Source organism: Parasphingorhabdus sp. (assembly GCF_965233695.1).
GTDB lineage: Bacteria > Pseudomonadota > Alphaproteobacteria > Sphingomonadales > Sphingomonadaceae > Parasphingorhabdus.
Genome location: NZ_OZ247497.1, coordinates 1,353,788 through 1,367,080, shown reverse-complemented (window position 1 = coordinate 1,367,080; position 13,293 = coordinate 1,353,788). Strand labels below are relative to the sequence as shown.

Annotated in this window: 12 protein-coding genes; 11 read left to right on the top strand and 1 reads right to left on the bottom strand. The window is 53.5% G+C overall.

The window, feature by feature from the left end:
- Nucleotides 1-178 precede the first annotated feature (178 nt).
- Nucleotides 179-466, top strand: a complete 288-nt coding sequence (gene rpmB / locus ACO6S1_RS06430; protein WP_109354941.1) for a 50S ribosomal protein L28 — start codon at nucleotides 179-181, stop codon at nucleotides 464-466.
- A 16-nt stretch (nucleotides 467-482) separates the two neighbouring features.
- On the opposite strand, the gene ACO6S1_RS06425 is transcribed toward rpmB, so the two are convergent.
- Entirely contained in the window at nucleotides 483-1,592 is a 1,110-nt protein-coding gene (locus tag ACO6S1_RS06425; RefSeq protein ID WP_422345492.1) for an esterase-like activity of phytase family protein, read from the bottom strand.
- A gap of 101 nt (nucleotides 1,593-1,693) precedes the next feature.
- Here ACO6S1_RS06425 and ACO6S1_RS06420 point away from each other — a divergent pair, with 101 nt between their 5' ends.
- The 10 genes from ACO6S1_RS06420 (at nucleotide 1,694) to ACO6S1_RS06375 (ending at nucleotide 13,245) form a co-directional block, all read left to right on the top strand.
- Nucleotides 1,694-2,401 carry a CoA transferase subunit A gene (locus ACO6S1_RS06420; RefSeq protein ID WP_422345491.1) on the top strand — a complete coding sequence of 236 codons (708 nt, stop codon included), beginning with the start codon at nucleotides 1,694-1,696 and terminating at the stop codon, nucleotides 2,399-2,401.
- A complete protein-coding gene (locus ACO6S1_RS06415) occupies nucleotides 2,401-2,733 on the top strand; it encodes a DUF5076 domain-containing protein (protein WP_422345490.1) in 333 nt (110 codons plus the stop codon). Before ACO6S1_RS06420 ends, ACO6S1_RS06415 begins: the two co-directional genes overlap by 1 nt.
- Before the next feature lie 54 nt (nucleotides 2,734-2,787).
- Nucleotides 2,788-3,420: a CoA transferase subunit B gene (locus ACO6S1_RS06410; RefSeq protein WP_422345489.1), complete on the top strand. Its 633-nt coding sequence runs from the start codon at nucleotides 2,788-2,790 to the stop codon at nucleotides 3,418-3,420.
- 219 nt (nucleotides 3,421-3,639) lie between these two features.
- Nucleotides 3,640-4,044 (top strand): MucR family transcriptional regulator, encoded by a 405-nt coding sequence (locus tag ACO6S1_RS06405; RefSeq protein WP_422345488.1) that lies wholly within the window; start codon nucleotides 3,640-3,642, stop codon nucleotides 4,042-4,044.
- A 282-nt stretch (nucleotides 4,045-4,326) separates the two neighbouring features.
- The gene (locus ACO6S1_RS06400; protein WP_422345487.1) at nucleotides 4,327-7,509 is read left to right on the top strand and encodes a TonB-dependent receptor domain-containing protein; all 3,183 of its coding nucleotides are present in this window, start codon (nucleotides 4,327-4,329) and stop codon (nucleotides 7,507-7,509) included.
- Nucleotides 7,510-7,939: 430 nt separating this feature from the next.
- On the top strand, nucleotides 7,940-8,575 hold the full coding sequence (locus ACO6S1_RS06395; protein WP_422345486.1) for a 2OG-Fe(II) oxygenase: 636 nt from the start codon (nucleotides 7,940-7,942) through the stop codon (nucleotides 8,573-8,575).
- A gap of 139 nt (nucleotides 8,576-8,714) precedes the next feature.
- Nucleotides 8,715-9,923, top strand: a complete 1,209-nt coding sequence (locus ACO6S1_RS06390) for an FAD-dependent monooxygenase (RefSeq protein ID WP_422345485.1) — start codon at nucleotides 8,715-8,717, stop codon at nucleotides 9,921-9,923.
- 77 nt (nucleotides 9,924-10,000) lie between these two features.
- The gene (locus tag ACO6S1_RS06385) at nucleotides 10,001-11,287 is read left to right on the top strand and encodes an efflux RND transporter periplasmic adaptor subunit (protein WP_422345484.1); all 1,287 of its coding nucleotides are present in this window, start codon (nucleotides 10,001-10,003) and stop codon (nucleotides 11,285-11,287) included.
- A gap of 3 nt (nucleotides 11,288-11,290) precedes the next feature.
- Entirely contained in the window at nucleotides 11,291-11,995 is a 705-nt protein-coding gene (locus ACO6S1_RS06380; protein ID WP_422345483.1) for an ABC transporter ATP-binding protein, read from the top strand.
- Nucleotides 11,992-13,245 (top strand): ABC transporter permease, encoded by a 1,254-nt coding sequence (locus ACO6S1_RS06375; protein WP_422345482.1) that lies wholly within the window; start codon nucleotides 11,992-11,994, stop codon nucleotides 13,243-13,245. Before ACO6S1_RS06380 ends, ACO6S1_RS06375 begins: the two co-directional genes overlap by 4 nt.
- Nucleotides 13,246-13,293: the final 48 nt, after the last annotated feature.

The following is a 13,293-nucleotide window of genomic DNA, read 5'->3' as shown; positions in this document are numbered from 1 at the left end:
AGCGCGAAGCAGTGGCAATGGCCAGATGAACCCGCTTGCCTATTGGGGATCGCGCAGGCAAAATGGCTGTAAGCGGGCGGAAAATCTTGGCGTGACGCTTGACGGACAGGCCTTTTGCAGTTAGGTGCGCTGTCTTTCCTACGGGAATCACTCATTAACAAGAAATTGGACAAGTAAGATGTCGCGGATTTGCGAACTGACAGGTAAGACTCGGCTGGTAGGTAATAACGTATCGCACGCCAAAAACCGGACCAAGAAAACCTTTTTGCCTAACCTGCAAAATGTGACCCTGTTGTCCGACGCTCTCGGCAAAGGCGTGAAGCTGCGCGTATCAACGCATGGCCTGCGTTCGGTTGAGCATGTTGGCGGGCTGGATAACTGGCTGCTAAAAACATCTGACGATAAATTGAGCCTGCGCGTGCGCCGCCTCAAAAAAGAAATCGCCAAGAAGCAGGCTGCTGCTTAAGCCGCTGTTTTACAGACTAATTTGAGATTGACGAAAAGCCGGGGCTCGCCTCGGCTTTGTCTTTTTGGGCTTCCGGCGTCGGAGTTTCCGATCCGTCGGCCTTACTTTTTTTGCGCTTCTCCTTGACCGGCAGCAATCGGAATTTCATCAGCAATGTTTCCTGAAACGCCTGGAAATTATCATCCGATGCTATCCAGATAATAGTATCCTCACCCTCCACCGTCACCGCAAGCGCCTCCATATTATCAACCCTCATCGGCGGTTTCAGCGAGGCAATCTGCTGCGATGTCCAGACTTTGCCGACTGCGATCTCTGACAAGTCACCGATTGAGACAATCGCCGACACGCCGTCGAGCGGCGTGAAACGGCGGTGCAATAGCAGTGCCCGGCCATCCGGCAGCAATGTCGCATCGGTAAGCTGATAGCCGCGCGGCGGACGGTAACTGAACAGCTTGGGCTCGATATTCGATTCTGCCGGATCACCATCAAATATCAATGCTTCGTAACCGCCCTTTTTATCCGCCGCAGATTCGGAAAAAACCAGAAAGCGGACCTCTTCCCCCTTGTCCCCCGGCAAGCGCAGCATGGCCTCGGCTCCGCTGTTGAGGGGCCATTTTTGCATCGCTTTGACTTTATGCTCCGCCTCTTTGCGTGCGAATGACGGGCCATAACGCCAGACACTGTGATAGCGTTCATAGCCGACCCAATAACGCCCGGTCTCCGGGTCATGGACGAGCGATTCCGCATCCCAATTCTTTATCGCAAATTCGTTCGCCACCGGCGGTCCATCGGGCAAAGGAGCAATGAAGGGCCGCTTGGCAAGCGCTTTTTGCTCATCAAGGGTAAAGCCGATTAGCACCCCGGCATCGCTCAACATGACAAACCGGTTATCGGGAAGAGCGAGCATGGAAGAGATGCCGCCGAAATCATCATTGTCGCTGGTCAATTTCCAGCCGGCCAGAAATGCAAGCCGGCCTGTCTTTGTGCGCTCTGCATTCTGGGAATCAAAATTCACAGGCTCTAGCTGAATATATTGGCTGTCATTCTTCTTTGGCGGCGGCCCATGCACATAGGTCACCGGAACAAGAAAGAAAAACAGGGACAGGCATGCGAATATTCGGGTCACCGGCAGGGCCATAACCGATCCGCGGATGCAAATATATTCTAATCTGGACGATCGGCCAAATCATAGGCTAATAGCCGGAAAGACTAGCGAAAAGGCTCGACATGAAGAAAATCTATTCCGATGCGACAACGGCTCTGGAAGGCCTGCTCTTTGATGGCATGCATCTTTGTGTTGGCGGCTTTGGTCTATGCGGCATTCCCGAACGGTTGATCGACGCATTACAGGCAGATGGCGTGAAGGATCTGACCATTGCTTCCAACAATGCCGGGATCGATAATGAGGGTCTGGGCAAGTTGCTACGCTCCAAGCAGGTGAAGAAGATGATCTCTTCCTATGTCGGGGAGAATAAGGAATTTGAACGGCAGTTTCTATCCGGCGAACTGGAAGTCGAATTCTGCCCGCAAGGCACGCTGGCCGAACGTTGCCGTGCCGGTGGTGCAGGAATTCCGGGATTCTATACCAAAACCGGCGTCGGCACGCAGGTTGCCGAGGGCAAGGAGGTCAAGAGTTTCGACGGCGAGGACTATATCCTCGAACGCGGTATTTACGCCGACCTATGCCTCATCAAGGGATGGAAAGCCGATAAAGCCGGCAATCTGATATTCCGCAAGACCGCCCGTAATTTCAATGCTCCCATGGCAACGGCGGGAAAAATTTGCGTCGCAGAAGTGGAAGAGATTGTCGAAGTCGGTGAGTTGGACCCCGATGCAATCCATTTGCCGAGCATTTACGTCAAACGCCTGATTGATGGATCGCCCTATGACAAGAAAATCGAGTTTCGCATGACACGGGAACGGGAGACAGCTTGATGTTCGGCAAGAAAAAACAAGGCGGGCGTTTCGACAATGCCATTGCGGTCGATCAATTTGATTTTCTTGACCAATCGCACGAAGTCGCCCGCTTGTGGGTCGAAGATGGCGCTGGAGCTACTTGCATCATTCAACCCGAACATCTCGAAATGCCGGAAATGTTCGGCATGCTGATGGTAGATTCCATTCGGCATGGTTCGCGGGCCTTTGCGCAGGCGCAGGGTATCTCGGAAGCAGAAGCGCTCAGCCGGATTTGGGCCGGTCTGGACGCGGAACGGAACCGTAACACAACCGATCTCGACACCGTGCAGAATTACCAGAAGCCGGACTGAAACCGCGGCTGCCTAACGCTCAGGAGCTGACAACCAAGATGAGAGAGAAGAATCATGCCGTGGGATAGAAATCAAATGGCCGCGCGTGCGGCGCAAGAACTGCAAGACGGCTATTATGTCAATCTCGGCATTGGCATTCCGACGCTGGTTGCCAATCATATTCCCGATGGTGTCGAAGTAACGCTGCAATCCGAAAATGGCATGCTGGGCATCGGGCCATTTCCCTACGAAGACGAGATTGATGCCGATCTAATCAATGCCGGGAAGCAAACCATCAGCGAGCTTCCCTCGTCCAGCTATTTTGGCAGCGCCGACAGTTTTGCCATGATCCGCGGCGGACATATTGATTTAACCGTTTTGGGTGCAATGGAGGTTGCCGAAAATGGCGACATTGCCAACTGGATGATTCCCGGCAAAATGATCAAGGGCATGGGCGGCGCTATGGACCTTGTTGCCGGCGTGAAGAAGATCATCGTGGTCATGGATCACTGCGCCAAGGACGGCAGTCCCAAGTTCATTCCCGCGTGCACATTGCCGCTAACCGGTACCAATGTGGTGGATATGATTATTACCGATCTGGCCGTTTTTCATCGTGCGGATCATGATAGCCCATTCAAACTCATTGAACTGGCACCGGAAGTGACGGCTGAGGAAATCGCAGCAAAGACTACCGCGTCCTATATTTGACTGTTTTATAGCTTTATTGGCAGAAAAGAGCATCCAAAGCCCTGCTGGACAAGGCCGGCAGGGGGCTATGTTTATCATTCAATGAAAACCTTAGCTAAAGAACACTTGATTTATCGAGTCATGCGATACATCTGTAATTTATATCCAAAATGGATGTAAATTACTTAGCAATTGAAAAAATTAGGGTATTTGGGGAAATATCGGGATCGGGGGAACAAAATGGCAGAAACAGATAATCGGATGGACGAAACACTCATATCACTGACTTCACAAATTGTTGTGGCGCATGTGAACAATAACAATGTGGCTGTCTCCGACCTGCCCGTATTGATAAATAGCGTGCATAGTGCACTGGCCGATCTTACCGGAGGAGCCGGGCCGGCAAAGACAAAGCAAGAACCGGCCGTGCCGATCGACCAATCGATCAAGCCGGATCATATCGTCTGTCTCGAAGACGGCAAAAAATTCAAGATGCTCAAGCGTCACCTGATGACACGCTATAATATGACGCCCGAAGAATATCGTGCGAAATGGGGCCTGCCACCAGACTATCCGATGGTGTCGTCCAACTATTCGAAAGTCCGCAGCGGCTTGGCGACGAAGATTGGACTCGGCCGGAAATAGGGTTAGGCCATTCTCACGCAGCCAGTGAGATCCAAACCGAATTAGAGAAGCACCACCGGTCTGCGGCCCTTTTCCTGCAGCCGATGGTCGCTTCTGCCCGAATATTGAATAAGATAAGTTAATAGAGTGACTTATATTAAAAATAAAAACTTACACGTCTGTGCAATTACTGTTGTTACAAAACTCCACATACTCAACATTATTTGAATATCAGTGTAATTTTATTGATGAATCCCTCCTGTTGTCATTTGGTTGCCTTCGTAACCAAACAGGGAGTTCATCATGCGGACAGCTTATACATCTAAAACCTTGCGCGGATTCTGCGCGTCAGCGGCAATTATTGCGATCGCCATATCTGCAGCAACCGCGAAAGCGCAGACCGAGAATAGCGGTGAAAACCAAGCATCAACCGAACAGGATGAAGCCAATGTGGAGGGAACGACTATCATCGTGACCGGTTCTCGCATTGCCCGGCCAAATATCGAGTCTGCAGTTCCGATTACGACTATCGCAGGAGACGAGTTTTTCCAGCAAGGCTCGATCAATATCGGCGATACGCTGAACGACTTGCCCCAATTGCGCAGCACCTTCAGTCAGACCAACTCAGGGCGTTTCCTTGGCACAGCTGGATTGAATCTTCTGGACCTTCGGGGTTTGGGTACGGAGCGCACCCTGACACTGGTCAACGGCCGGCGCCACGTTGCTTCCGATATATTGTCAAACGGTACTTCTGTTGACGTCAATACAATTCCCAATGATCTGATTGAACGCGTGGATGTTGTAACCGGCGGTAATTCGGCCATATACGGATCGGATGCGATTTCCGGCGTGGTCAACTTCATTCTGAAGGATGACTTTGAAGGGCTACAGCTTCGTGGACACACAAGCATTAATGACGAAGGCGCCTTCCCGACGCATTATATATCAGCGCTTGGCGGACTGAACTTCGCCGACGGGCGTGGCAACGTCACGCTTCATGCCGAGTTTGCAAATCAAGATCGGGTCTTTGGCTCGGACGTTTCTTATTTGCGCAGAAATGACGACTTCCTCACCATTGATCTGGACGGCGGCGGCCTTCCGGAAAATAGTGATGGTTTTCCGGATCGCGCCTTCTTTCGAGATATCCGGTCAGCCAGCATCTACTTCGATGGCCTGGTCCCGATAACACGCGGAACCGCTTCGCCAGAGTGCGGATCAGGCATTAATGGCGTGCCGTATAATTGTACTTATATATTCACACCTGATGGCCAACTTGTGCCGCAGACCGGAACCCGTCTTGGCTCAGGACCGATTGGCGGAATAGTGGGTGGCAATGGCCAAACAGGGCGTGAAAGGGAATTGTTATCCGTAATTCCAAATCAACAAAGGTATAATTTCAACCTGCTCGCTCATTTTGAGATTAGCGAAGCGTTCGAGCCTTTTGTCGAGGCCAAATATGTCCGTATTGAAACACAAGGACAACAATCCAGTCCCGCATTTGTTCAAGGCGTTACTTTTGGGGACCAGCGTGAACTTGTTCGTCTCGACAATCCTTTTTTGAGCCAACAAGCGCGAGATCTGATATCAAGCGAGATATTGGAGTCTGGCTTTAACTCGAGCCTCATTCGGCGAAATGAGTTAGATGCTGACGATCTAGCTGCGATTGCTGATGGTTCCTATCGTTTTACCATCGCCCGGTCTTTACAGGATCTGGGTAGCCGTGATGAGAAATCTGAACGCGATGTTTTCCGTGTCGTTGGCGGCGTTCGTGGCCAGTTTAACGATGACTGGAACTACGAAGTTTCTGTCAATTATGGCAGGGTCGAGGAAGACACACGGATTTTGGGTAACATAATTCCGCAGAGGTTTCTGCTGGCCCTCGACTCCGGGATCAACCCTGCGACAGGCGAAATCGCTTGCCGTGCGCAGTTCGATCCAGCAGCGGCAACAGCCTATAGCGCCGCCGACGCTCCATTTCTTGCAGAGGATATAGCCAACTGCGTTCCATATAATCCCTTTGGCGCACCTGATAACTCCGCTGCTGCTAATTACATTGTCGAAGAGACAGTTTCCAGTGCGACCCTTGAACAACTGGTATTCAGCGGGTTCGTGTCGGGTGATACGAGCGGCTTTTTCGAGCTTCCCGGCGGGCCGGTCGGCTTTGCTGTGGGGGCGGAATATCGCCGTGAGGAACTTTTCTATCAGGCAGACCCGATTGTGGAATCCGGTCGAACATTTTACAATGCTCTGCCAACATTTGATCCAGATCCTTTTGAAGTCAAAGAGGTTTTTGGTGAAATTCGGATCCCCTTGCTCGCCGACAGACCGTTCTTCGAAGAACTGACTTTGATCGGTTCGGGACGCATCTCGGACTATGACGGAGCGGTCGGAACGGTTTATGCCTATAATGCGGGATTCGAATGGCAACCAATCCCCGACATCCGATTCCGGGGTCAATATGGCAGGTCTGTCCGGGCACCGAATCTGAGTGAAACGTCATCCGCACTGTCACAGAATTTTGCCCCCGGTTTCCAGGATCCATGTCGGCCGCAGAATATTAATGCAGGTTCAGCGAACCGGGCTGCCAATTGTCGCGCGGATCTCGGGGCTTTGCTCGACACCGCCGCGTTTGCCAGCCTGCCAAACTATTCGCTTGAGATCTTGAGCGGAAGCAATCCTGATCTGACTGAAGAGACATCAGATTCATACACTATAGGCGCAGTCATCCAACCTCGGTTTTTGCCGGGATTCTCTCTCACGGTCGATTATTACGACATCAGGGTTGAAAACGTGATTACATCTGTACTGGCTCAAGATCTGGTCAATACTTGTTATGATTTACCGACTTTGGATAACTCGTTCTGCGCGTTGATCAATCGTTTCCGGGGTCCGGGTACAGGTCCCAATGGTGAGATTCCGGGGCAGATTCTTGACAATGATCTGGTGGTTAGCGGCGTCAACTTCGCTGCTCGCACGGTCCGAGGCATTGATATAGAGACAGCCTACCGTACGACATTTGGGGAAGACAATGCACTTAGCACGCGCTTCATCTACACCCACTTGTTTGAACGGAGTAACTTCGAGGACCCGTCCTTTCCAGACTTCGAGGACCGGGTTCTGGGCGAACTTGGTGATCCGCAGGATGAGTTCCGCTTCAATGCCGATTTAAAACTTTCCAATGTGACTTTCGGATATCAAATGCAATATATCGGATCACAGGTTCTCAATAACTACGAGGACTTCTTCAGCGTCCAAGGCCGTGATCCTGAAAATTCCGACTATGCTGACACCCGGAAGTATCAAGAGGTCTTCTATCATGACATTCGAATGGGAATTGAAGTCAACGAAAGGTTCAATTTCAATTTCGGCATTGATAATATACTCGATACCAATCCTCCACTGGGCTTGACCGGTATTGGTCAAGGAAGCGCCATATATCGAGTAAAAGGACGGAACTTCTACGCCGGTTTCCGTGCTAATTTTTAGTCGAAGAAATTACTGAGAATGCGAAGGGCTGGAATACATTGTTCCGGCCCTTTTCGTTTTGAGAGGATTTCACCAAATTGATGAAATGAAGACAACGCAGCACGCACAAGAACTGGCCACCCAAGGCAAAGTGTCAGAAGCATATTCGCTTCTGTCTTCGGCTGCGCAGCACGGTGACGCCCACGCAGCTCTGGAACTGGCTCAATGGCGAATGACAGGCGACTTCATTCGGCGAGACTTTGGCGAAGCTCGGCAGCTGTTTGGATGCGCTGCAAATCTGGGGTTGCAACAGGCTGAGGCGCCCTATCTCGCGCTTTTGGCGAATGGTGCCGGACGTATCGGTCGCCGCTGGACCGAAGCTCTGAAAAGGATGCGGTCACGTTGTGAAGCAGAACGTGACCTTAGGTTTCAGCTTGCGCTATTGGAGCAAATGGACCTTGATCAGCACGGTCATTCCCGAAGGAAATTCAACTCTGAGCGTATCAGCATGGTTCCAGATATCCGAAAAATTCCTGCCTTTTTTTCAGCTGAAGAATGTGAATATCTAATCGAAATGGCAACGCCCTTGCAGCAGCCCTCGGTCGTCGTCCACCCATCAACAGGCACGTTTGTTCAGGATCCCGTTCGCACCTCTACGGCTGCTGCTTTTCCTTTCATTTCAGAAAATCCATTTCTACACGCTATCAATCAGAGGATCGCCGCTGCTACTGGCACCCAATATGACCAAGGGGAACCGCTTCAGGTCCTCAGCTACACTGTAGGGCAAGAATATAAACCGCACAGCGATGCATTACCTGGTTTTCACAATCAACGGGTGAAGACAATGTTGGTCTATCTCAATGAAGACTTTGAGGGCGGGGCGACTTTCTTTACCAAGATTGGTAAAGCCATTCGTGGCCAAACGGGCGATGCGATTCTGTTTATGAATGTGGATATGCAGGGCAAACCTGATCCAGCGGCAGTACATGCCGGTCGTCCGGTTGATAAGGGCCGCAAATTCATCCTCTCCAAATGGATAAGACAGTATCCTCTTGACCTGAGCGGACCTCCTGATCGTCCATTCTGATTGCCAAGCTATCCCGATTTCTCATCGTCACTTGAAACCATCTCGAGATTGAATTTCCAACTTAACCAATCTCTGATAACGCCACGTCCATGCTATTTTTCTGCATCCTGGACCCGCAATTCCAACCAGAGGCGAGATCATGAAAGCGATAATCGTTGGCGGTGGTATTGGCGGGCTAAACGCGGCTTTGTGCTTCCACCAGTTCGGCTGGGAAGTCGAAATACTGGAGCAAGCCGCGCAGCTGGAAGATATTGGTGCCGGCATACAAATCAGCCCTAACGGGATGCAAGTGTTACGGGTGCTGGATATTGACGGGCAGGTTGCGGCAACCGGTTTTTGCCCACGCGCGACACAATTCCGGATGGGGCAATCCGGCCGGGTCATCATGACCCAGAATATGGGGCAGCGTCTTGAGGAAAAATGGGGCGCGCCCTATCTTCATATTCACCGGGCTGATCTGGTTTCGGCCATGGCCGGCGCACTGGATGAGCGCTGTCCCGGTGCCCTGCGGATGGAAACAATAGTCACGGACTATGGTCAGGATAGCGAAACGGCCTGGGCGACGCTGGACGATGGCACAACCGTTGAAGGCGATATCATCGTCGGCGCCGATGGTATCAAATCGGCCATTCGCACCCAGATGCTGGGATCGGAAAAGCCCCGGTTCACGGGCAATGTGGCGTGGCGGGCGGTTGTACCGGTTGAAAAACTGGGCAGGAATGCGCCCTTGCCTGTGGCCTCTATATGGCTGGGTGAGGGCAAGCATGCGGTCACCTATCTGCTGCGCGGCGGCACGCTGGCCAATCTGGTTGGCGTGGTGGAGCGCGATGACTGGCAACAGGAAAGCTGGACCGAGAAGGGCACGCGCGAACAAGCGATGGCCGACTTTGCGGGCTGGCATCCGACCATCACAACTTTGCTGGAACAGGCCGAGCACCATTATCGCTGGGCCCTGTTCGACCGGGATCCGCTGGATCAATGGGTGGATGGCCGGGCGGTCCTGATCGGGGATGCGGCCCATCCGATGCTGCCCTTCATGGCGCAAGGTGCGGTGCAAGCGATTGAAGATGGCTATGTGCTCGCCCGATCGCTTGCCGAACATGGCGATCGCGACCGCGCGCTCCGCCACTTTTTTGATGTCCGGCGGGATCGGACAGCAGCGGTCCAGAAAGCCGCGCGACGCAATATGCGGCTTTTTCATCAGCGCACACCGGGTGGTAAGCTGGGCACCTATGGTCCGATGTGGCTGGCCGGAAAAACAGCTGGTCAGGAGGCATTCGACGCGCAGCTGGAATGGCTTTACGGCCATGATGTGACTGCGAATGGAACCGCGCCGCTGCAAGGATAATCCGATAATGGTGATATCCGCATATTGCCTATGCGCGCCCCGCCTGTCATAGTGATATATATAGCTAAGACAGGGGAATGTTGATTATTACACGTTCATTGGCGTGGATTCGCCTCCACCCCGTTATCTCGGGCCTTATCGCCCTTGTCCTCATCGCGATCCTTTACAAGGTCATAGTCCCTTCGCCAGCGACCTATGAATATATCGCAGAGCCTGTGACGCGCGGCGATGTAGCCCGCATTGTTTCGGCCAGCGGGAAATTACGCGCGCTCAACACCATCAATGTCGGCTCGGAAATTTCCGGCCAGGTCACCGACGTTTATGTCGATTTCAACTCGCCGGTAACGGCCGGTCAGCTGCTCGCGCGAATCGACCCGACCCGTATCGAGGCCCGCGTCACGCAGGCGCGTGCGCAAGTGGCCTTGTCGCGGGCAAATCTGGCGCAGGCTGAGGCCTCTATCATCCGCGCACAGACCGACTTTCAGGTCCAATCCCGCGAATTTGAACGACAACAACAACTGGCAGAAAAAGGTTTTGTATCCAAGGCCGGTATTGATCAGGCGCGCAACGCGCTGGCGAGTGCACAGGCGTCTTTGAGCACCGCCAAGGCCCAGGCACAGAGCGGGCGCGCACAGATTGCCCAGAGTGAGGCGGAGCTGTCCTCTGCCCAGCTCGACCTTGATCGCACGCGTATCCTCGCACCGACCAGCGGAGTCGTGATTAACAAGCTGGTCGAGCCCGGCACCACCGTGGCCGCGAGTTTTCAGACGCCCAATCTTTTCGAGATCGCCGCCGATACCAGCCGTATGCAGGTCGAGGCCTCGGTTGATGAAGCCGATATCGGGCAGGTTCGTGTGGGCCAGCTGGTGCGGTTTACGGTCGACAGCTATCCGGATGATACCTTTGTCGCCAAGGTCGGACAGATCCGCAAGTCCGCGACCGAAGAGCAAAATGTCGTCAGCTATCTCGTCATTCTGGATGTCGACAACAAGGAGGGGAAGCTGCTCACCGGGATGACCGCCAATGTCGAAATTGTCACCGGCACAAAGGCCAATGTGCTGCGCGTCCCCGCGCCAGCCATCCGCTTCCGTCCGCGCAAGGATGACCGTCCTGATGAAGATGACAAAAAACCGACGAAACCGGCTGACAAAAATTCCAAAAAACCACGCACGGCCCAGATCTGGATCGCCAGCGATGATCCATATAAGCCGACACGCCGAACTGTTACGATCGGCCTTGCCGGAGAGGATTTTGTCGAAATCGTCAAAGGCGTGAAAGAAAAAGAGCAGGTCCTCGTCCGTTCCAAAAATCTGGAAAATGAAGAAGACGAAGAAGAGGATGAGTTTGCCCGCGGGAACACATAAATAATGGCCCTTGTCGAAACACAGGATCTGGTCAAAAATTATGAGCTGGGCGGCGAAACGGTCCGTGCTGTTGACGGGGTGTCGCTGTCGATAGACCGCGGCGAATATGTTGCCATCATGGGCGCCAGCGGATCGGGCAAATCGACCTTCATGAACATGATCGGCTGTCTTGATATCCCGACATCGGGCGAGGTCCGGATTGATGACATCGCCACCGGCGACCGGGATGGCGATGCGCTGGCCGAATTGCGCAACCAGAAAATCGGTTTTGTATTTCAGCAATTTAATCTGCTCGCCCGCACAACCGCTCTCGACAATGTCGCGGTGCCGCTCATCTATGCCGGGCTTGGCGGTGAAGAACGCAGGGCGAAGGCCAAAGCGAAGCTTGAGGAAATGGGGCTGGGCGACCGGCTCGACCATAGTCCCGCCAAATTATCAGGCGGACAACAGCAGCGCGTTGCCATTGCGCGCGCGCTGGTCACCGATCCGGTCATCTTGCTGGCCGATGAACCAACGGGCGCGCTCGATAGCAGGACATCCGAAGATATCATGCAGATTTTCCAGACGCTGAATGATCAGGGTATCACGATCATCGTCGTCACCCATGAAGCGGAAATTGCCGATCACGCCAAACGGCGAATCGAATTTCGCGACGGCAAGGTGATTGAGGATATCATGACCAAGAAACGGCGGAAGGCAGGCGCATGATGGGCAACCTGGCACAAAAAGCGTCTGGCTGGCTGGTCAACGTGGCCATCGCGATGACGGCCCTGCGCACCAATTTGATGCGCTCGATATTGACAACATTGGGAGTGATGATCGGCGTGTTCGCGGTGACGCTGGCCGTCGCTGTCGGATCGGGAGCGCAAGTGTCGGTGATGCAGTCGATCAATGCGCTGGGTTCCAATATGGCATTGGTCTTTCCGCAGCCGGATACCGGCGAGGGCGGTCGGCGCTCCTTTGATCGCGGACGACTAACCATGCGCGACGCGCGCGCAATCGAAAAACAGATTAGCGGCATTGACGATATCGCCCCGCAACTGCGCACGAATATCCAGCTGGTCGTTGCCGGGCGCAACGCCTCAACCAATGCGGTTGGCACCACCCCGGGCTATGGCAAGGTTTCCAATGTTGTCGCCGAGTCGGGCCGGTTCATCAGTGAAGCCGATGTCCGCTCTGCCGCACGGGTGGTTGTTCTGGGCCCAAGCGTCGCGCGAAAGCTGTTTGGTGATTATGATCCGGTTGGTGAAACCGTCCGCATCAATCGCGCCCCGTTTAACGTCATCGGCGTTCTGGAGTCCAAGGGATCGAGCTTTGGCAATGACAATGACGATATTGCGATCATGCCCATTACCACCACCCGGCAGCGCTTCTCCGGCGACACGCTTTCCGGTCCCGATGATTTACAGATGCTGTTTGTCGGCTTTGAGGACGGAGTCTCGCTGCCCACTGCCAAGCGCGAGATCACCAAATTATTGCGCGAACGCTACCGGGTTCGGGGAAAGGATATCAATCCCTTCACCATCCGCACAACCGAGGAATTTATGAAGGAATCGGCTCAGGTCACCGGTATTTTCCAGATAGTGCTCGTCGCCATCGCATCCATTTCACTGCTTGTCGGCGGCATTGGCATCATGAATATCATGCTGGTCAGCGTTACTGAGCGCACCCGGGAAATCGGGCTGCGCATGGCTCTGGGTGCCAAACGGAGCGATATCCGCAATCAGTTTCTGGTCGAGGCGGCAGTGCTCTGCGTGATTGGTGGCGCAATGGGGCTGATCCTTGCCATTGCCGGCGGCACCGCGCTTACCGTCTACGCTGACTTCCCGGTCCCTATTGGTGTGGGTGTCGGTATCGGCGCGATTATATTTTCTGCTTTCATCGGATTGCTGTTCGGCGGTTATCCGGCGGTTCGCGCCTCGCGCCTGTCGCCGATCGAGGCGTTGCGCAGCGAATAGTTCGCGCCGATGGAGCATTTCCATCTTCTCGACATGGTGATCCGGTGC